General features: G+C 32.1%; 21 protein-coding genes and 1 pseudogene. 20 read left to right on the forward strand and 2 right to left on the reverse strand.

Features of this window, described 5'->3' with window-relative positions; genetic code table 11:
* The first annotated feature begins 9 nt into the window (after nucleotides 1-9).
* The 10 genes from C7K43_RS11315 to C7K43_RS11360 all read left to right on the forward strand — a co-directional run bounded on the left by C7K43_RS11315 (nucleotide 10) and on the right by C7K43_RS11360 (nucleotide 9,989).
* Nucleotides 10-624, forward strand: coding sequence for a sugar transferase (locus C7K43_RS11315; RefSeq protein WP_124006929.1), 615 nt, complete (start codon nucleotides 10-12; stop codon nucleotides 622-624).
* The gene (locus tag C7K43_RS11320; RefSeq protein ID WP_124006930.1) at nucleotides 621-1,478 is read left to right on the forward strand and encodes an NAD-dependent epimerase/dehydratase family protein; all 858 of its coding nucleotides are present in this window, start codon (nucleotides 621-623) and stop codon (nucleotides 1,476-1,478) included. The genes C7K43_RS11315 and C7K43_RS11320 overlap by 4 nt, the downstream gene beginning before the upstream one ends.
* Before the next feature lies 1 nt (nucleotide 1,479).
* On the forward strand, nucleotides 1,480-2,583 hold the full coding sequence (locus tag C7K43_RS11325) for a glycosyltransferase family 4 protein (RefSeq protein ID WP_124006931.1): 1,104 nt from the start codon (nucleotides 1,480-1,482) through the stop codon (nucleotides 2,581-2,583).
* Complete coding sequence (locus C7K43_RS11330) at nucleotides 2,583-3,479, forward strand: ATP-grasp fold amidoligase family protein (protein ID WP_186810725.1); 897 nt, start codon at nucleotides 2,583-2,585, stop codon at nucleotides 3,477-3,479. The genes C7K43_RS11325 and C7K43_RS11330 overlap by 1 nt, the downstream gene beginning before the upstream one ends.
* 77 nt (nucleotides 3,480-3,556) lie before the next feature.
* On the forward strand, nucleotides 3,557-4,639 hold the full coding sequence (locus C7K43_RS11335; protein ID WP_124006932.1) for an EpsG family protein: 1,083 nt from the start codon (nucleotides 3,557-3,559) through the stop codon (nucleotides 4,637-4,639).
* A gap of 50 nt (nucleotides 4,640-4,689) precedes the next feature.
* Complete coding sequence (locus tag C7K43_RS11340; protein ID WP_124006933.1) at nucleotides 4,690-5,475, forward strand: glycosyltransferase family 2 protein; 786 nt, start codon at nucleotides 4,690-4,692, stop codon at nucleotides 5,473-5,475.
* Nucleotides 5,476-5,510: 35 nt separating this feature from the next.
* Nucleotides 5,511-6,518, forward strand: coding sequence for an NAD-dependent epimerase (locus tag C7K43_RS11345; RefSeq protein ID WP_124006934.1), 1,008 nt, complete (start codon nucleotides 5,511-5,513; stop codon nucleotides 6,516-6,518).
* A 21-nt stretch (nucleotides 6,519-6,539) separates the two neighbouring features.
* Nucleotides 6,540-7,706: a nucleotide sugar dehydrogenase gene (locus C7K43_RS11350; RefSeq protein WP_124006935.1), complete on the forward strand. Its 1,167-nt coding sequence runs from the start codon at nucleotides 6,540-6,542 to the stop codon at nucleotides 7,704-7,706.
* 103 nt (nucleotides 7,707-7,809) lie between these two features.
* Entirely contained in the window at nucleotides 7,810-9,237 is a 1,428-nt protein-coding gene (locus C7K43_RS11355; protein ID WP_124006936.1) for an oligosaccharide flippase family protein, read from the forward strand.
* Between the two features lie 119 nt (nucleotides 9,238-9,356).
* Nucleotides 9,357-9,989 (forward strand): ATP-grasp fold amidoligase family protein, encoded by a 633-nt coding sequence (locus tag C7K43_RS11360; protein ID WP_124006937.1) that lies wholly within the window; start codon nucleotides 9,357-9,359, stop codon nucleotides 9,987-9,989.
* Nucleotides 9,990-10,021: 32 nt separating this feature from the next.
* Here the strand turns inward: C7K43_RS11360 and C7K43_RS11365 are convergent, their stop codons facing one another.
* Entirely contained in the window at nucleotides 10,022-11,353 is a 1,332-nt protein-coding gene (locus tag C7K43_RS11365) for an ISL3 family transposase (RefSeq protein WP_124006901.1), read from the reverse strand.
* A gap of 131 nt (nucleotides 11,354-11,484) precedes the next feature.
* On the opposite strand from C7K43_RS11365, the gene C7K43_RS11370 reads away from it, so the two are divergent.
* The 10 genes and pseudogenes from C7K43_RS11370 (at nucleotide 11,485) to C7K43_RS11410 (ending at nucleotide 19,391) form a co-directional block, all read left to right on the forward strand.
* Nucleotides 11,485-11,781, forward strand: coding sequence for an ATP-grasp fold amidoligase family protein (locus tag C7K43_RS11370; RefSeq protein WP_226996791.1), 297 nt, complete (start codon nucleotides 11,485-11,487; stop codon nucleotides 11,779-11,781).
* A gap of 91 nt (nucleotides 11,782-11,872) precedes the next feature.
* A complete protein-coding gene (locus C7K43_RS11375) occupies nucleotides 11,873-12,199 on the forward strand; it encodes a hypothetical protein (protein WP_124006939.1) in 327 nt (108 codons plus the stop codon).
* Nucleotides 12,200-12,291: 92 nt separating this feature from the next.
* Nucleotides 12,292-12,504, forward strand: coding sequence for a zinc-ribbon domain-containing protein (locus C7K43_RS11380; RefSeq protein WP_124006940.1), 213 nt, complete (start codon nucleotides 12,292-12,294; stop codon nucleotides 12,502-12,504).
* Nucleotides 12,501-12,764, forward strand: a pseudogene (locus tag C7K43_RS13775) (DUF2628 domain-containing protein); the annotation flags it as partial. The gene C7K43_RS11380 and the pseudogene C7K43_RS13775, both read left to right, overlap by 4 nt.
* Nucleotides 12,765-12,782: 18 nt before the next feature.
* Nucleotides 12,783-13,169, forward strand: coding sequence for a hypothetical protein (locus C7K43_RS13485; RefSeq protein ID WP_222591152.1), 387 nt, complete (start codon nucleotides 12,783-12,785; stop codon nucleotides 13,167-13,169).
* A 182-nt stretch (nucleotides 13,170-13,351) separates the two neighbouring features.
* A complete protein-coding gene (locus C7K43_RS11390) occupies nucleotides 13,352-13,864 on the forward strand; it encodes a hypothetical protein (protein WP_124006941.1) in 513 nt (170 codons plus the stop codon).
* A 275-nt stretch (nucleotides 13,865-14,139) separates the two neighbouring features.
* Nucleotides 14,140-14,388 carry a hypothetical protein gene (locus C7K43_RS11395; protein WP_124006942.1) on the forward strand — a complete coding sequence of 83 codons (249 nt, stop codon included), beginning with the start codon at nucleotides 14,140-14,142 and terminating at the stop codon, nucleotides 14,386-14,388.
* A 147-nt stretch (nucleotides 14,389-14,535) separates the two neighbouring features.
* Nucleotides 14,536-15,297 carry a transposase gene (locus C7K43_RS11400; protein WP_371859848.1) on the forward strand — a complete coding sequence of 254 codons (762 nt, stop codon included), beginning with the start codon at nucleotides 14,536-14,538 and terminating at the stop codon, nucleotides 15,295-15,297.
* 657 nt (nucleotides 15,298-15,954) lie between these two features.
* Complete coding sequence (locus C7K43_RS11405; protein ID WP_124006943.1) at nucleotides 15,955-17,976, forward strand: AAA family ATPase; 2,022 nt, start codon at nucleotides 15,955-15,957, stop codon at nucleotides 17,974-17,976.
* Entirely contained in the window at nucleotides 17,958-19,391 is a 1,434-nt protein-coding gene (locus tag C7K43_RS11410; protein ID WP_124006944.1) for a UvrD-helicase domain-containing protein, read from the forward strand. The genes C7K43_RS11405 and C7K43_RS11410 overlap by 19 nt, the downstream gene beginning before the upstream one ends.
* Here C7K43_RS11410 and C7K43_RS11415 read toward each other — a convergent pair.
* On the reverse strand, nucleotides 19,361-20,719 hold the full coding sequence (locus tag C7K43_RS11415) for an IS4 family transposase (protein ID WP_094243264.1): 1,359 nt from the start codon (nucleotides 20,717-20,719) through the stop codon (nucleotides 19,361-19,363). The two genes, C7K43_RS11410 and C7K43_RS11415, sit on opposite strands and share 31 nt — an antisense overlap.
* Between the last annotated feature and the right edge of the window lie 167 nt (nucleotides 20,720-20,886).

A 20,886-nucleotide genomic window follows, 5' to 3' on the forward strand; every position in this document is an offset into this window, starting at 1 on the left:
GGAAAATGAATGTATCAAAAATATATAAAAAGAATCATTGATTTTATCCTTGCCCTACTTGGCGTTATCGTACTCTCACCTATTTTGTTACTCATTTGTCTTGCGATCAAAATAGATTCTAAAGGTCCTATTATTTTTAAACAAAAGCGTGTAGGCAAAGAAAAAGTTCATTTTAATATTTATAAATTCCGCACAATGAAAAATGATACACCTAAAGAAATACCAACGCACTTATTAAATAAACCAGATGCATTTATCACTAAAGTGGGCAAATTCTTGCGAAAAACCAGTTTAGATGAACTCCCTCAATTATTTAATATTTTAAAAGGCGATATGTCCGTCATTGGTCCTCGCCCTGCGCTTTGGAACCAATACGATTTGATTGCAGAAAGAGATAAATATAGAGTAAATGAGGCTCAACCTGGGCTAACAGGACTAGCACAAATTAGCGGCCGCGATGAATTAGAGATACCTGTAAAAGCACAATTAGATGGAAAGTACACTGAAAATGTCAGCTTTATGATGGATCTTAAATGTTTTGTAGGTACGCTACTTTCGATTGTGAAAAGCGATGGCGTAGTAGAAGGCGGAACGGGCACAAAGAAAAAGGCTGATGATGAATGAAGCGGATTTTAATTACGGGGAAGAATAGTTATATAGGGAACTCATTTGAAAAATGGGTAGCAGATGATGATAATTTTTATGTTGAAAAAATCTCTGTAAGAGACGATAACTGGAAAAATTTAAATTTTTCAACCTTTGATGTGGTCTTTCACGTTGCGGGAATAGCTCATGTATCTTCTGATCCAAAGATGGAAGAACGCTATTATAAGGTAAACAGAGATTTAACAATTGAAGTAGCAAACAAAGCCAAAAAAGATGGAGTTAAACAATTCATTTTTATGAGTAGTATTATCGTTTATGGGGACAGTGACAAATCAGATGGGACTATTAGTATTTCGACTATTCCTAAACCAAGTAATTTTTATGGTAATAGCAAGCTACAAGCAGAAGAGGGAATAGCAAATTTACAAGCAGATAATTTCAATGTTGTTGTTATCCGCCCCCCTATGATTTATGGTAAAGGTTCAAAAGGGAATTACCCTAAGTTAGCTAAATTAGCAAAAATAACCCCAATTTTCCCAAATTTTTCGAATAAACGAAGTATGTTACATATAGATAATTTATGTGAGTTTATTAAGTTGATGATAGTTAATAATGAAAAAGGCCTCTTTTTCCCACAAAACAAAGAGTTTGTTAATACGAGTGAGTTGGTTCGAATTATTAACAAAGTACACGGGAAAAAAGTGCTTTTAATTTCAATCTTTAATCCTATTATAAAAAGATGTACCTATTTTGTCGTTTTTAATAAAGTTTTTGGAAATTTAGCGTATGATCAACATTTGAGTTATTACTATAAAAATTATCAAATTAGAAATTTTAAAGAATCTATAGAGTTAACGGAGAGGGGGAAATAATTTGGCAAAGAAAGTCCTTTTTTTAGTAAATCACGATGTTGTAATTTATAACTTTAGACGAGAATTAGTGGAACATTTACTTTCAGAAAATTACCAAGTCATTATTTCTTCTCCTTATGGTGAAAGAATTGATCAGCTCATTGAAATGGGATGTGTCTATGATGAGGTTAAAATCGAAAGACATAGCACGAACCCTTTGGATGATATGAAATTATTTCTATATTATAAAAAGATAATGAAAAAATACGAGCCAGATGTTGTGTTAACTTATACTATAAAGCCTAATGTTTATGGCGCTATGGCTGCCAAAATCGCGAAAATACCCTGTATAGCTAATATAACAGGTTTAGGTACAGCGCTAGAAAAAAAAGGAGTCATGCAAAAAATTACACTAACCTTATATAAAATAGCTTTTTCTAAGATAAGTAAAGTCTTTTTTCAAAACACCGAAAACCTTGAGTTCTTTAGGGAACATGGTATTGCTACAAAAAGACATAGATTGCTCCCAGGATCAGGAGTGAACTTGAACCACTTTCAATTAATGGATTACCCACCAGACGATGTAGTAAAGTTTGTTTTTGTATCAAGAATCATGAAAGAAAAAGGCATCGATCAGTATCTAGGAATGGCAGAGTATATAAAGCAAAAATACCCTAATGTTGAATTTCATATTCTCGGATTTTGTGAGGATTCTTATGAAAAAGTGTTAAAGAAAATGCAACAAAGAAATATTATTAAATACCATGGAATGCAAAGTGATGTTAGGAATTTTCATAAGTTCTCGCATTGCACAATTCATCCTACTTATTATCCAGAAGGAATGTCGAATGTTTTATTAGAGAGTGCTGCATGTGGTAGACCTATAATTACAACAAATCGTAGTGGATGTAGAGAGATTATAGACGATGAAGTCAATGGTTATATAGTAGAACAAGAAGATACTAATGACTTAATCGAGAAAGTTGAAAAATTTTTGAGCTTGAATTTTGAAGAGAAAAAAGCGATGGGATTAGCTGGAAGGAAGAAAGTAGAAAGAGAATTTGATAGAAAAATAATAGTTGATGCTTACCAAGAAGAAATTAATGTAATTTTGGAGAATAACTGATGGATTATAAAAAAATCATAAAAAATAAAGACTTACGAATAAAAATATTACACTACTTAAAATGGGTTCCAGATACATGGGTATTAAACCTACAATATATGATTAAAATGAAACGAAGACTTAATTTGAAAAAACCTAGAAGATTTACTGAAAAAATACAATGGTATAAAGTAAATTATCGAAATCCTTTACTGACTGTTTGTGCCGATAAATATATGGTTAGAGAGTACGTAAAGATGAAAGGACTAGCTCATAAGCTTACTGACTTATACTTTGTAACGGATGATCCTACAAAACTAAAAATTGAAGACCTTCCTAACAATTTTATAATAAAGACAACGAATGGAAGTGGTACCAATATAATCTGTAAAGATAAGTTTTCAATAGACATTAACAATATACAAAATAAATTAAATAATTGGTTAAACAGAGACATTTTTGCAATTGCTAGAGAATGGTCATATAAGGATATAAAACCCAAAGTAGTTGTTGAAGAATATCTTGAAGATACAGAAAATAGTTTCGAGGGGATTAACGATTATAAATTTTTCTGTTTTAATGGTAAACCGTGTTATGTTGTTTTTGACATAGACAGACATTCCGGACATAAAAGGAATATTTACGACATTGATTGGAATTATATTGATGTGAATACTGACCGTAATAATTTTGGTGATATTGTACCGAAGCCAGAGGGTTACGAAGAAATGGTAAATATAGCTAAAATTTTATCTGAAGATTTTCCTTTTGTCAGAGTAGACTTGTATTATGTGAATAAAAAAGTTTATTTTGGCGAATTAACTTTTTACCCTTGGTCTGGTTATGTTCAATTTAATCCGGATAAATTTGATCTTATTTTAGGGGAAAAGCTTTCCTTACCTACGAAAAATTCGTAACAAATTATTATAAAATAATTTTCACAAAGAAGATAAGTACAATATATTTCAAAAGAATACAGCGGGGGTAGAAAATAGTGTTCTATTATTATTTTTTTATAGGACTTTTAATTTTAAACTTAATTACTGATAAATCTCCATTTCAAAGTAATTTTTACGCAAAATTGCTCCTTGTTTATATGATCGCGTTGACTTTAATAGTAGGTATAACTAACACATTAACAGCTGATATGCGAATATATTTGAAATATTTAAACATTATGGGAAATGTGAGTCTATCTGACTCAATGAGCTTAACAAGATGGGAACCAGGTTTTGTTATTTTTCAATGGCTTTTATCTAAAATAAGTACCTCCTATATGTTTTTTATTCCTGTATCAGCTTTATTAATTTTATTATTAATAATTAAACCTTTAAAGGAAACCATTCCGTTTAATAAGATTCCATTAGTAATGTTTGGTTATTTAAGTTTATTTAGCTTTTATAATTTATTAAATAATATTTTAAGACAAGGTTTCTCAGTTGCTTTTTTGTTAGTAATGCTTGTTTATTTAGAAAAAAATAGATATCTACATGCTATTATTTTTCTTATTATTGCTACTGCTTTTCATAAGACCGCTATTATTGGAATTATAATAATTATATTATATAAAATGAGTATTTTGCTTAGTAAGTATGTTTATATCTATTTTCTAGCATCTTTAACGATGGTTTTCAATATAAACCAAAAACTTGTAACGATACTCCCATTTTCACTGATTAACGATACAGAAAGTTACTTACAGCAATACACGTCAGATTCCAGTCTATTAAAGTATGGGTCAGTAAATAGGTTAGATTTCCTTTTATTTAGTGTTTTTTGGTTTCTCTTAGGTTTATTTTTCTACAAAAAATATCTTTCTAACGATTCATTTTATTTATTAGTTATTAAAGCATACGCTATTTATGGGACAGTATTCTTTTTATTAGGTTTTATAAGTTTTTCAGATAGGTTAGCAATTTATTCGTGGTTTTTAATCCCGATAGTGTTATTTTATCCAATAATAAAAATGGAGTCTAAATTTAAACTGTTTTGGAGTCTTTTCGGAATTGTTGTTTGTATGGCGATGATGCACATTTTCGATGTTTCTGACCACTTTTCAGTTCTTATTCAATTTTAAGGAAATATATACAGAAATCTTGTAAGCTAAAAAGAAAGTGAGTGTTTAAAATGGATATTTCAGTTATTACGTCAGTTCATAATTCTGAAAAGTATATAAAAGATTGTGTTGAATCTGTTCAGCGACAAACATTGCCATACAATCTAACTTTGGAACATCTTATTGTGGACGACGGGTCTACTGATGGTACTAAAACTATTATTAACCAGTTGCAAAAAAAATACACTAATATAAAATATTTTAATTATGGAAAAATTGGCAGAGCAAAAGCTTTAAACAAGGCTGTTGATAATTCCAAAGGCACTTTTATAGCAAATATTGATTCGGATGATGTGTTTTTAACGAACAAATTGTACATGCAGTATCGATTTATGTTGCTTCACGAAGATTGTGATTTATTAACCACAAATTTTATTACATTTAATGATGAAATACCTTTAAGATCCAAAGAAAAGACAACTTACGAACGTATTGATCATGGTTTGCTAAAAAAAAATACAATAACTCATAGTAGTGTTTTATTTAGACAACAACAACTTTTAGAGATTGGGAAATATGATGAGAAAAGGAATTCACAAATTGATTTAGAGTTATGGTTAAGATATTTGTATTACGGAATGAATGTTTATAATTTAGACTCAATTTTAACTGGTAAAAGAATTCATGCGAACCAAAGTTTTGAAAAGAAAGATAGAGTTAGGTATTTAACAGTAGGATCAAAGCTAAAATTAGAATATATTTTTAAAATGAGTAAATACCAATATATTCCTGCAGTTGGTGTACGTTTTTTAGCAGGATTGTTACCTGAAAATTTCAGAAAAAAATTTAGAACTTAAAAAGGATAAACTTCTCTTATAAAGGGGTGCAACAGATGAGAATTTTAGTTACAGGCGCAGCGGGCTTCATAGGCTTTCATTTAAGTAAAGCAATTTTAGAAAAAGGAAATAAAGTTATAGGAATCGATAATCTCAATGATTACTATGTACAAGATTTAAAAACTTCTCGTTTGGAAATTTTAAAAAGAATGCACGGTTTTACATTCCATAAAGTAGATTTAAAAGATAAAACTGATGTGGAGGCCATTTTTGAAAAATATCAACCTGAATACGTAGTTAACTTAGCAGCACAAGCTGGAGTACGTTATTCAATTGAGAATCCGTATGCTTATGTAGATTCAAATTTGGTTGGGTTTATGAACGTTTTAGAAGCTTGTCGGCACTTTCCAGTAAAACATCTATTGTATGCTTCCTCAAGCTCGGTTTACGGAGGAAATAAAGTAGCTCCTTTTTCCACCAATCATAATGTAGATCATCCAGTTTCTTTATATGCAGCTACAAAAAAATCTAATGAACTAATGGCCCATGCTTATAGCCATTTATATGAAATTCCAACCACTGGCCTGAGATTTTTCACTGTGTATGGTCCGTATGGTAGACCTGATATGGCTTACTTTTCTTTTACGCAAAATATTTTATCTGGAAAGCCAATTAAAGTATTTAATCACGGAAAAATGGAGAGAGACTTTACATATGTTGATGATATTGTAGAAGGGATCGAAAAGTTAATACCATTAGCACCGTCGGCTAATCCTGATTGGAATGAAAGCGAAGATGATTTGAGTACAAGTTTTGCTCCATATAAAATTTATAATATTGGAAATAATAGCCCAGTGCCCTTAATGAGATTTATTAATGCGTTAGAGACTGCATTAGGAAAAGAAGCTGAAAAAATTTATATGGATATGCAACCAGGAGATGTAATGAGGACCTATGCAGATGTAACTGATTTAGAGAGAGATATTAATTTTAAACCAAGTACATCTATAGAAGATGGGTTGCAAAAATTTGTAGATTGGTACAAAGAGTATTATCAGATTTAATTTATGTATACGGAGGTTATTATGAAGGTATCAGTTTTTGGGTTAGGGTATGTTGGTTTAGCAAACGTGTTGTTGTTGAGCCAGAATGAAGAAGTGAAAGCGTATGATATTGTTGAAGAAAAAGTGCAAATGCTTCAACAAAGACAGTCGCCATTGGAAGATAAAGAAGTACACGAATTTTTAAAGCGTGATGATTTAAGTGTTGAATTTACAAATGATTTTGAGGATGCGGTAAAATACGCTGATTATCTAGTTATCGCTACGCCAACGGATTATGATGAAAAGAGAAATTATTTTAATACATCAACAGTGGAAGATGTGATTACGAAGGCACTAGAGATTCGACCTGATGCCACTTTCATCATTAAATCAACAGTACCAGTTGGATATACTTTAGATGCAAAAGCAAAGTTTGGTACGGATAATATTATTTTTTCACCTGAGTTTTTACGTGAAGGTAAAGCATTATATGATAATTTATATCCTTCCAGAATTATTGTGGGTGAAGATTCAGATCGTGGACGTGAGATAGCGCATATGTTTAAAGAGAATGTGTTTAAAGAAAATGTAGAAGTCTTATTGACTCATCCGACAGAAGCAGAAGCAATTAAGCTATTTTCAAATACATACCTTGCGATGCGTGTAGCTTATTTTAACGAATTAGATACTTATGCTGAATCGAGAGGTTTGGACACGAAAGAAATCATCGAAGGAGTCAGTCTAGATCCTAGAATTGGAAGTCATTATAATAATCCATCATTTGGTTATGGAGGCTATTGTTTACCGAAAGATACAAAGCAACTTTTAGCCAATTATACTGAAGTACCACAAAATATTATGACGGCGATTGTAGACGCTAATCGCACAAGAAAAGACTTTGTTGCTGACCAGATTATCGCAAAAGATCCGGAAGTTGTCGGGATTTATCGGTTAACAATGAAAGCTAATTCGGATAATTTCCGTCAATCGGCGATTCAGGGAATTATGAAGCGTATTAAAGCAAAAGGGATCGAAGTTGTGGTTTATGAACCGTCTTTGTCTGAAAAAGAGTTCTTTAATTCAAGGGTGATCGAAAGTTTTGATGAATTTAAAGAAATAGTTGATGTTGTTGTTTCAAATCGTATGGAATCAGAATTAAATGATGTAAAAGATAAAGTTTATACAAGGGACATTTTTTATCGAGATTAAGCTGAATGAAGGTATTGTTGTTAATCTTAAAGTTTCAATTATACGGAATTATTTTGAAAAACGTACTTTTTTGAAAATAACGCTGGAAGAATAGAGGATTTTTTTGAAGAAGACATTAAGTAATTTTATTTATCAAAGTATTTTTCAGGTAACGAAAATCTTATTACCATTTATTACTATACCGATAGTTTCTCAAGCATTAGGTCCTAGTGGTATCGGTGTCTATAATTACACTCGGTCTATAGCACAATACTTTGTTTTAATAGCTGGATTAGGCATAGGAGTATATGGAAATAGACAAATTGCAATACATAGAGATAACAAGATAGATTTGTCGCGAACTTTTTGGGAAATTTTTTCTATGAGCTTTTTTATATCTGTGTGTTCATTATTTGTTTATTTTATTATTATTAGTTTTTCAGAAGATAAAATTTATTTTTATTATCAGTCATTGATTATAATTGCTGCTGTTTTTGATATTTCTTGGTTCTTTATGGGAATGGAAGATTTTAAAAAATCTAGTTTGAGTAGTTTAGCTGGTCAAATAGTTGCATTTATTCTGATTCTTGTTTTTGTAAATGATCAAAATGATTTAAATAAATATATATTAATTCAAGGATTTAATATTTTATTTTCTCAACTCGTTATGTGGGGATTTGTTCGAAAATATATTATTTTTTGTAAGGTTTCATTCAAAAATATTAAAAAACATTTCTTTCCCGCTTTACAATATTTTATCCCTAAAATTGCAATAATGCTTTACACTAATTTAAATAAGACATTGCTTGGTTGGCTTGGAACATCTGCACAGGTTGGCTTTTATTCAAATACGGTGCAAATAAATGGTGTACTAGTGACACTTATTACGACATTGGACTTGGTTTTACTACCTAAAATGAGTAATTTGTTCTCTAAGGGCAAATTCAATGAGATTCTAAACGTATTAAAGAAAAGCTTACACTTACAATTGTTTTTTTCAATACCATTAGCTTTTGGGTTGTTAACTATTACTTCTCAATTTGTTCCCTGGTTTTTTGGCGAAAAATTTGAATTTATAACTAAGACTATCCCATTAGTTACCCCTTTGTTAGTAGTTATTCCTTTAGGTATTGCTGTAGGTAGGCAATTCTTAGTCCCTATGAATAGGGTCAAAGTATATAATATGGCAGTTATTAATGGAGCTATTGTTGGCGTTATAACAAACTTTATTTTAATCCCAAGAGTTGGAATATATGGTGCTATTGTGGCAACTATTTTATCAGAACTTTTTGTAACGATTACTCGTGTGTATGCCTTTATTCGAGAAACGCATTTTAAGTTCGATTTTATGATGATAACGAAGTGTGTGCTTTCAGGATTGATGATGTATTTAATAACAACGTGGACTACTTCAGGATGGAATGCGTCTATAAAAACAACTATAATCCAAGTCATTATAGGCATAGTTGTTTATATGGTGCTCATGACAGTACTTAAAGCTAATCCTATTTTTGAATTGATTAAAAGCAGGGGTAAGTCAATAAGAAATTAGGAATTGTAAAATAAAGGGCTTTTAGAAGTAAGTGTGAAGGTCGATATTAGAGGGTTTATAAGGTTGCCCTTCAATAATTTAAAGATTAAAACCTTAAATATGGAATTTAGGGTTTAGTTATGAAAAAAATATTACGTAAAATTTTTAATTATATGCAAGAGGTTTCTCCAATTTTTTCGTTAAGGGTATTATATTTTATGGCTACTAAAAAAGTGAAATTGAAACTTTCCGACCCAGAAACTTTTGACGAAAAAATACAATGGTTAAAATTCTATTGGCAAGATCCTTTAGTTGTTAAATGTGGAGATAAATATACTGTTAGAGAATATATTGAGGACAAAGGGTTAAAAGAAATATTGCCAAAAATTTATGGAAGTTATGATAGCCCAGATGAAATGGATTATCATAAGTACCCATCAAAATATGTAATCAAAACATCGAATGCGTGTAAAACGATCATCATAGTAAATGACGCAAATTATATTGATAAGAAGAAGATAAAAACACAATTGGAAACTTGGCAAAAATTGGATTATAGTAAAACTTCGTTAGAACCACACTATAAGTATATGTTTCCTAAGATAATTGTGGAAGAGTTTTTGGAAGATGGCACAGGTCTTTTCCCAACAGATTATAAATTTTTCTGTTTTAATGGAATACCTAAATTTGTCGAAGTTATGACAAATCGTGATGAAAATCATAAGATTGAGGTTCTCTGTCAAACAACGTTGGTAAAGAATAAAGTCAAATAATAATAGATTTTGGAAGAGGATGTACAACGAGCTTACGCTGCTGTATGTTCTCTTTCTTTTTCTATCATTTTGATTTTATTTCTGATTGGTTTTAAATTGAAGTGCAGGATAATGCGATTTTTATAATGAATAAAGTTACCGTAACCATAGGCTACCCGGTTCAATACTTTGATCTTGTTATTGATTCCCTCTATCTTTCCATTGTTATAAGGATAATAGAAGGTGTTTTGGATATGAGGAAAATGAGCGCTCAACGTCTTTAAACTGGTTTTCATGTATCCAGATAGTTCAGGAGAAGCGGGTTGATCTAAAACAGTTCTTAACTGTTTTGAGTCATTGTGTTCGACGGCTTTAAGAATAGCTTGATACATTGTATAAGTTGCTTTTAGTTCTGGATCGTACGCCAACATCTCAGAAACGATTGCTGATTCCAGACGCTGTCCGAACATGGGAAAGTATTGATAGGTAGTATAAGACAACTCGGACTCTTTCTTCAGTAGTTTCTTCCAGAAGCGTTTGAGTCGTCTGTACTTCTTTTGGTCTTCTCCATTGGACGTTCGAAGTCGATTCATGACTTTTACGCGTGTTTTGTTCATCGCTCGGTTCACGAGCTGAACGATATGAAATCGATCAATAATGATATCAGCGTTTGGAAACAGTTCAGGGATGAAGCTGACGTAACTGGCATTCATGTCTGTCGTAATCGTTTTGACCTGATTTCTCTGGTTTTGGCTGTATCGAGAACAGAAGTGATCTTTGATTGTACGAGTATCTTTGCTTTCTAAAATATCTAGTATCGTTCCTGTTACGACATCAATATACTCAAAAGCCATTTGCCCATTACCATACTTAAACTCATCAAAAGACAAGTTCTCCGGCAATGAATGATAGTAAGGTCGATAATACTTCACCTGTTCATTGATGATTCTTTGAATCGTTGTGGAAGAGACATTCGTCTCTTCTGCCAAGCTCTTGATCGAACGAGCATCAGCTGACTTCGCCAGTATTTCTGCTTTGATAAAATTAGAGATAAAACACGCCTCTTTTACAATCGGTGTTTCCGCAGTAAATGTTGCTTCACAAGATGTACACTTGAACCGCTGCTTTTTCACTCTAAGATAGGTCGGGTAAATGCCAGATATTGGAAAAGTGATTCTAGAAGTCTGAGTCCCATTTTTATAGATAGAGAAGTCCTTGTTTGGTTCCTGACATTTCTTACATTCCGTAGGAATATAAGTCAATGTACAGTCTATAAATTTACATTTCTTTTGTTTGTGTATCCCATAAGACACGCAGTTATCTTCGAAAATCATGTTTTTGTCTTGAATATCTAGTACATTTTGCATATCATTTGATGTAGGCAAGTGAGTTCCTCCTATGGATATTTGGTTTTTGTCGACTATTATTCTACAGGAGAACTCACTTGTTTTCTATTTTCTGAGACAAAAAAAGACGCCAGTGATTTCTCACCAACGTCATATATTATAGAACCAAGATTGAACGTCATTTTTATGATTTAAACTGGGAACCTCTAAATTATACTGATATAAAGCAAAAACAGTCGTTAAAAAAGCCAAAATTATTTGATGAAATGATATGCGTTTCTGAAATATTAAGTGAAGATTTTCCCTTTGTGCGGGTTGATTTATATGAAATTAAAGATCAAATAGTTTTCGGTGAGTTAACATTTACGCCAAGCTCAGGGATGGCAACATATTTTACAGAAGCTGCGCAGCAAGAAATTGGAAACATGCTTGAACTTCCGGCAGATAAAAAAGTGGGGTTTAAATAAGATTAGCGAAACCCTGAATGGTTATAGTATTTATGTTTTATTGTTGGATAAACATTCTAGAAGGTAAAGTTAGAAAGAGAGGTTCCAAGTTTTGTTTTTCTTAGTATCGGTGGTGCTTGCAGTAGGCTTAATTATTCGTGAATTTCAAAATTATGGCGGAATAGTTCCTGTACGTGCTATTAATAATCAAACAAGAATAATTAATTTGATACTTATGTTTGTACAGCGCTTTTCGACTATTTCAGTGGGAGGCTATATAGTTGAATTTTTGGATAACACTTTAATATCGACATTGTTTATCCCTATTTTCATATATTGTTTATTTGTAATAGTTATGCTTTTTATCCTTCTTTATATTGATATTATAACTTATCTAGAAGAGAAAGAGAAAAAGAAACCGAAAAAACCATACAAATAAATTTAAATTATCGATTGTGATAGGTAATCTTATTGCTTGAAAATTCAGGGAATAGTGTCAATTATTAAGAACAAATTTTTAAGGAGTAAAAAATGTATTGTAATCAATGTGGTAAAGAAATTAATAAAGAGATGCGTTTTTGTCCTTTTTGTGGTGCAGAGCAAAAACGTAGAATGCTGGTAAGTCCAACGTTTCTGAAGAAAAAGAAACTAAAGAAGAAGCACAAGGAAAAAGCCAGAAAAGAGAAACAACGTTTGATAAATCAAACGAGGAACAAAATAGTACAAAAGAACCTAGTAAAATAGAAACTGAAAAAAGTTCAGTTAAAAAAGAGGCTGAAGATACTTCTGAAAAGAAATCTAACAGTCAAACAAAAGATACTAATAAGGGCGAGAAAAACAATAGTTGGGATTCTTGGAGATCTTTATTTGGTCCGATTTACTATTTTCAAGAAGGTCTTTGGAAGAAAGGACTGTTATTACTTAGCGTCATATTTTTAGCTAGCAGCATTCTTTTTAATGTGTTTCCTCGGACATCTTTTCTTTGGATTTTTCTTATTCTGTATATTACTGTTTTTGAATACATGCCAAGAAAAGATATAGAGAGAAAAAAACAAACTAATGAAACTATGTGGAAAGAACTACCTCCGTTTTTTAATAAAGATGTAGTTGTAATTGCTTCCATAGTAGTCTCAGCTTTTGTATTATTCGTCTCTTCAGGTAGTGCAAGAAAGTCACGATTAGAAGAAAATGTTGAGCCCGTTGTAACTGACGTTTTGCAAGATAATTATGGATTAGACTATACTTGTGACAATGTAAATATTACTGAAGAATATGATAATAACAATTATAGAGCAGCTGCTACATTAGATGATAATAGTGTGATTCATGTAAATATTGAAACTTATCCGCGAGATAAAGATAATTTTAATGTTCAAGTGCCATATGAAGAAGTCTATCTAATGGAGTGATAGTTAGTACAAACTTTTTTACTTTGCTAATTTTCTATTTTAGACGAGCTCAAGTTAGCTGAATTGTAAATAAGCGGGCAGAGCTGGGAATCTTATTATTATGAAAGGAGTTTTTTTACTTCTTAATAAGACTTTTTATTGTGAAATAATTGGGACGATAAATAAAAGAAAGGAGGGAGTTTGTGACATTTTTAGGTTTAGAAGTAGGAAGTTGGGCTGAATGGGTTTCAGGATTGTCAACTCTTGCAGCCGTGTTATTCTCTTTAGTAAGTGCTTATAGAGCAAACAATGCCAAGCTTATCTTTTTTTCTGGTAAGACGAAGTATTTGAAAAATTATGTTGAAAGTAGTGAAAATGAACCTGTTTATACAAACAGCTCACCTGTTTTTGTTCATAGTAAACGAAACTCTTCAAGTAAAATTAAACTTGCGAAATTCTTTTATAAAGCTAAGGGAAACTCTGAGGCTCCTATAGATACATATGTCTTAACTAGTATGAGTGAAAAGGACGTAAACGGTTATTATAACATTGGTTCACATGATTATAAAGAAATACTAACAATTGATTTTTTTGAACTAGATAAAATGATGGGTATTAGTAAGTTAAATGAACCTAAGATTTTTTTAGAATTTGAGGAGATAAAGGGAAAAAGATATTCTTTAGAAGTTAATGTGCAGGATCCTAAACGAATTTAAGGCAGTAGTTATGTTAATATAATCAATTTATACTTTATGCAATTGGGTTATGAACATAGGTTTGAAAGAAATTTTACTGTAATAATGGTTTTACGTCAATATTTCGGAGACGATGACATTCCCGAGAGTGGATTCGTTTCGAAAAAAGACTCTCGAAAAATGTGTCCAAAATATTGACGTAAAACCAATAAGAATCTGTTTTTTAGTCGTTAAAAGTAATTTAATTGTTGGAGTAATTTTTTTAATAACTTATTAATGTAAGGGGGAATGATCTTATGTATGCTATATACGATAGAGTTACAAAACAATACTGGAATGGAAAGTTCACAAATCAAAGTGGTTATACGAAACCAACATTAACTAAGTGGGCTTACAGTAAAAGTAAAATGAAATTTACACCAAAGACTTATACTTCTGAAAAAAGGGCTCAAAAGGGTCTTGAGATTATGTTAAATAAGTTAGATGTGATATCAAAACAAAATCATGATTTTGTAATAGTTGAATATGAAACAAAGGAATTTTAACCTTTTATGGATAAGTTAATGCCTCCTGATTATAGCTAATTTGTTAATTTACCAACATTTATTCGATCTATTTGTTAAAATAGATGCAAGGCTTTTTACAGTAAGGCCATTATAATCGTGCACTCGTTGTTGCATAGGAGGATTCTCATGTACAAATCACAACCTTACATCCAAATTTCTTTTGAAGATTTCAACCAGCCCTTAGGCCTTCATATGAATCCAGAAAACCGTTGGGTAAAAAAAGCGGAACGAATTCCTTGGAGCGCATTGGAAAAAGACTATGCCAAAAACTTTCCTAATCCCAAAGGGAATGTGGCCCAGTCGATACGTATGGCGTTAGGAGCGCTTTTAATCCAAAAGGAATATCACTACAGTGATGAAGAAACCGTGGCTCAAATTCAAGAAAATCCTTATTTGCAATTTTTCGTGGGGCTCCCTGGCTATCAGGAAGAAGCGCCTTTTGAAGCGTCCTCCATGGTCCATTTTCGTGAGCGCTTGGATGAAGTCACGCTGATCGAAATCAATGAAAAAATCTTGGCCTACAATCAAAAAGATGACGATGATACAACACCGCCCACAGACAGTTCCAATAGAGCCGCCCGTCTAGAATATTGCAGTTTCAATGCTTATAACGAGTCAGACATTTTAATTTCTACGATTCGTCGTTACCATGAACGGCATGGCTACTACCCTGAACGCGTCTTAGCAGACAAGATTTATCGGAATCGAAAAAATCTTAACTATTGTAAACAGCGAGGCATCCGGCTATCGGGACCTGCGCTGGGACGAACGAAAAAGAACGAAGTTCGTGATAAAACAACCGAAGATCAAGACAATGCGGATCGTGTCGCTGTCGAACGTGGCTTTAGCCAACTAAAGAGTTGCTTTGGCGCCGATTTGATTGGATAACAACCAAACGAAAAGATACCACGCTTTCAAGTATTGCTTTAAGAGTTTTGGCACTCAATCTGTCTCAATTGACGGCAAATTTTTTACGCCAAATTTTGTCTAGCCTCTGCAAAAGGAGGCAAATAAAAAATCAGACAGTTTATTTTAGCTTTTTTACAAAGTTCACAATTATTCAGTAGGCATTAAATTAGGGGCTCTATTTTCTTATTTTTTTGATCGAATGACGATCCTTGGAAGCGTAATAGCTCGACTTTGTTGTTTCGAACACGTTCGTCAACGTCCATACCGTGTGTTCTTGGCTTTCCTCAACAATTAATTCATGAAGCAACGAATCACCCGTTATTCTTTCATGAATGTGGTGATAGTTCTTTAGGGAATTATTCTCCATTTTTAAACGATGTATTTCTTTTTCTATTTGTTGAAGGTCCGTTGCTTTTTTGATTTCACTATCCGGTGTATAAACTTTTTCCTTTTTATAAATTGTTTGTTCTACAATCCTACATTCATGTGCTAGAGAAGATACACTTCTCCAGATCAATTATTTAACGAAGAGAATCGGAAAAGTAGCAGAGACAAAACTAGAAATAAATTTCGATGTGGGACCAATGTGTGACTTATTTTTAAAAGTAAAATGAATGGAGATGGGATAAAACTATTATGAAAATTCATAAAGTAAGAATAGAAAATTTTAGATTGCTTAAAGATTTTGAACTGGATTTTAGAGAGGAAATATCACTTATAGTAGGTAAGAATAATTGTGGAAAGACATCAGTTTTGACAATTATGGATAAATTCCTAAGTTCAGGAGACATAAGCTTTAGTTGGAATGACTTTAACTTGGATTTTCAGAAAGAATTTTACGAAAAGCTTTTTGAAAGAGAAGTATCTGAAGTTGAGTATAATTTTATAAACAATGGCATTAGGATGCAGTTATTTATCGATTATAATGAGTCAGATAACTATATCAATATTCAAAGCCTTATGATGGATCTAAACCCAAGAAATAATATCATAGTGTTAGAATTTATTTACACTTGTAAAGAAGATATGTTGAAACAATTAAGAAATGACTTAAACCAACTCAAAATAAATACATTTGAAGAATTTTCTAACTTTATGAATAAAAATTCCTCAAGATACTTTGAGCTTCAAAGGTATTCAAGAAGATTTGATTTTGATAAGAAAGAAGTAACCGAACAGACCTCCGGAAAGTTTACTTTTTCCGAGATTAAAAAACTAATTAATTTTAGGAGTATTAAAGCTAATCGAGAAGCGTCAAATAAAGCAAATGATCATTCTTTGTCATCGCTTTCTCAGAAGTACCATAATATTAATTCTTTAGATGAAGATATGGTCATAACTGAATTACAAAAAACCATCCAAGTTGCTGATCAAAACTTAAATGAAACATATAATGGAACAGAAGAACATCCAGGAATATTTAATGAAGTTTTTGAAAGTGTAAGAAAATTTGGTTCTGATGCTGATATTTCAATTCAGTCAACTATTTCAGAAATGGATTTGCTTAAAAACAATACTACTTTATACTACAAAAATGATAATTTAAAGCTACCTGAAAGTTACAACGGCTTGGGCTATTTAAATTTAATAGGTATGATTTTTGAAATTGAAACGATTATTTCAGAGTTTCATAGAAAACTAAATGAAAAACCTGCAGATATAAATCTTTTATTTATTGAGGAACCTGAAGCACATACTCATCCACAGTTACAGTATGTATTTATTAAAAATATTAAGGACTTAATTAAAGAACGAGTAGTGAAAAATGATTCTAGCATTAACATACAAACACTTATTACAACACACTCCTCTCATGTTGTTTCTGAGTGTGATTTTAGTGACGTTCGATATTTGGTAAGGAAGAATAATAAAGTAATATCTAAAAACTTTCAGGAGCTCCAAGAAAAGTATGAAACAGATAAACTTGCATTTAAATTTGTTAAGCAGTATTTAAATCAAAATCGTTCAGAATTATTTTTTACAGATAAAGTTATTTTTATAGAGGGAGATACTGAAAGAATTTTATTACCAGCTATGATGCAAAAGATCGATAAAATACACGAAGAGGATAAGAGGTACTTACCACTTTTATCACAAAATATCTCAATTATAGAAGTTGGCGCTTATGCTTACAAATTTAAGTCATTAATTGATTTTTTAGATATTGAAGCTTTAATCATTACTGATGTTGATGGAGTAGAGAAAAATGGTGGAAGTAGTTGTGCTTCTAAGCATGCTAAATTTACTTCGAATTTTTCGTTGAGAGATTTTTTTAATCTACCTAATGATGATAGACAATTTAGTAAATTAACAAGAAAGTCATTTAATGAGAAAGCATTGGGTAATACTCGTATTGCATACCAAACGGAGATACCTTTTGCAATAGAGAAATACCAGCCTAGAAGTTTTGAAGATGCTTTTATATGTCAAAATTTTATTTATACAAAGAAAAATAAAAATAATTTTGAACAAGGGTTAAAAAAGAGAAACTTATTTGAAAGATCGGCTCTTGATTTTTATGAAATTTCTCAAGAATGTGTAGCTAAGAAATCAGCATTTGCGTCCGAAATTTTATATTACGATGGCTTCACTGAAGGAGAAACATGGGTAGTTCCTGATTACATCAAGGAGGGGTTAGAGTGGCTGCAAAAGAAATAGAACTGGAAGTTGAACGAGCTCTCGAATGTATCGAATGCGAGAAAAATTTTATTTTGACCGGAGGAGCAGGTAGTGGAAAAACTTATTCACTGATTTCTCTTATAGAAGAAATTGGAAATAAATATCCGCTAAGTTCAATTGTTTGTATTACTTATACAAATAATGCTGTAGCAGAAATTAGAGATCGTATCACAAACAGTAATTTACGAGTCTCCACAATACATGAGTTCGTTTGGTCAATAATTTCTGAATTTCAACGAGAAATAAAAGAAACTCTGATAGAATTGGTTAATGAAGAAGAAAAGGGAAAATTTAAACAACCTAAAGAACTTGATGATGGACAAAAGATAGGTGTAGATTATTTTAATGATAGTAACATCGTATACGGCGGTTATTACGATTTAAAAAAACATGAAGTAAGTAGTATTAATCATGATCAAGTTTTAATACTTGCAGAAAAAATGTTCGAAAAATACTCGAAGCTTTGCGATATTTTGAAAGATATAGCAAAATTCATCTTCGTTGATGAATATCAAGATACGAGCCCACTAATAAAAGAAATTTTGCTTAAACACTTGAAACAAAGTTCCAAAAAGAACACTGTAGGTTTTTTTGGTGATTCAATGCAAGCAATTTATGACGGTAGCGTGGGAGCAATTACTGATGGTAGTCTTGTACGTATAGATAAGAAGCAGAATAGAAGGAATCCACAAACTGTTATTGATTTAGCAAATCTGTTAAGAGAAGATGAGATTGAACAGGTACCTTCAGACGATTTAAATGCTCCTAATATGGACAACGGTATAATTTTACAAGGAAGCATTAAATTTGTATATGCAGATAGTATTGATGGAGTTAACTCTTTGCGTAATTTACCCTATTTTAAAGATTGGAATTTTTACGATAGTAAACAGACTAAAGAATTATGGTTAGTTCAAAAAGCAAATGCAAAAAGAGCAGGCTTTCCAAAGTTATTTGAATTATATAATTCTGATAAGATTATTGAACTGATAGATAGAACACAGAAAAAAGTAATACATAAAGGTATTGAAACAAGTAATAGAACTTTTGAATCTGTGACAGAGGAGGCGGATGTTTGGGTTAAAAAAAGAGGAAACTTATTAGAAAATATAAGAGCAGACTCAACTTATAGTTCAGTTTTTGAGCGGATAAAGGCTAATGATTGGGACAAAGTGAGTAACTATAGAGTGAATAAAGAATCTTTGTTGTCTTATAAATTTAATGGTTTAATGGGGAAATATGAATCTAGGCCTCAACGAGATAAAATATTGTGTCATTTGGATTCTATTTATGAGCTTATGGAACTTTATGAAAATGGGGTTTATAATGATTTTTTAAGAAAAACGGAAAAAAATATAATAACTCAAGTTTCGCACACCAAATCTGGGAGATAAGCCTTGATATAACGGGGCAGAGTATCCACCCAGTGTTGGAGTTGACTTGTAATAAAATCTTGTAATTGGCTTCCTGATTCTTCACTTACCGCTTGAATAATATGTACTAATTCGATAAGAGCAGCGGACCAATCGAGTTCTTTTATTTGATCGCCCAGTTCATAAAATAAGCCACCTAAGGTCCGCTCATCATTGGCACAGCGCTGCTGCCAGCTTAATAAAATATACCGTGTGAACACAATGGTGGTGTGACAAATTAAGGCTTGATAATGTCGCGTTTGTGTTTCTTTAGTCAGATGAAGCAATGATTTCGATGCCTTAAAAAATGTCTCGATGTCCCATCTCGCCGAGTATGTTTTGACCATTTCTTGGGAAGATAAATCCAGATCATCGGTCATAATCGCCAACCAAGCACTTTTCTTATTGTGATTTTTGACAAAAACGATTTTCACGGGATTTTTGCCGGAGCTTGGTTTCACCACAATCGAGGAAATAATCGCTTCTTGTGTATATTCTTTCGTAGATTTGGCATAAAGTTCTTCCAGCTTGTATAAACGTTGATGAAAAAGGTATTTGGTTTTTCCATTTTTCACCATCCCAATGGTGTGAATCCCCATATCGTGTAATTGGTCTATCATTTTAGGGGAAGTAAACCATTTATCCATCAACACATGGGTGGCGTAAATCCCTTGGTTCAAGGCGCGTTGAACCATCTCAAGTGCCACTTCGGGCATTTTACGACTTGATTCGTTGAATCGTTTGGCTCCTACGGTTCGTTGATCTTTTTCTGCTATTGTTTGGTTCACTTTTTTCTTACCGGATAGTAACCCGAAATCAATCGGAATGAAAGAATAGCCATCGGAGAACCCTAAAGTAAGCATACGATACCCTTTGTATCCTTGTTTGAGCGCATGATCCCAAAGACGAGCTAAGCCTGGTACCTCTTGGCTTCGATTACGATAAAACGTCGAATCATCCAAGATCAACGTCCGAATATGGGTTTTCGTATCCGTTAAAGAATGGAGCTTTTCGATGACAGACGCACTAAACCGAAGTAAAAACAGACGCCAGTTGTTATGGGGATTGTTCATCCATCGATACACGGTATCTTTTTTCATGTATTGGTCGCTTTCCCGCCCACTGAGAACTTGGTTTAAGGATTTTCCTTTAAAGACGAGGCTAAAGAGAAAAGTGAATAGAATAGCCACCGAATACCCTTTTTGCTTTTCCATATGGGCTTGTTTTAAAAATTGCGTGACTTTTAATTCAGAAAAAAGGGCTTTTATTTCATTCGGTAATTGATTTTTAATAGCTTTTAAGTGTACCATAAAGGCAAGAACTCCTTTGTTTTTGGTTTGTGGTTAAATCAATTATAAAACAAAAGGAGTTCTTTTTGTATAAAAAGGTAGGCAGTCAATATCAGGACTTTTTTCGACCTAAGAGTTGATAAGACCGTTGTTTAATATCATTTTACATGTGCGAAACTTGAGTAATA

Origin of the sequence: Tetragenococcus koreensis, assembly GCF_003795145.1 — a bacterium.
GTDB lineage: Bacteria > Bacillota > Bacilli > Lactobacillales > Enterococcaceae > Tetragenococcus > Tetragenococcus koreensis.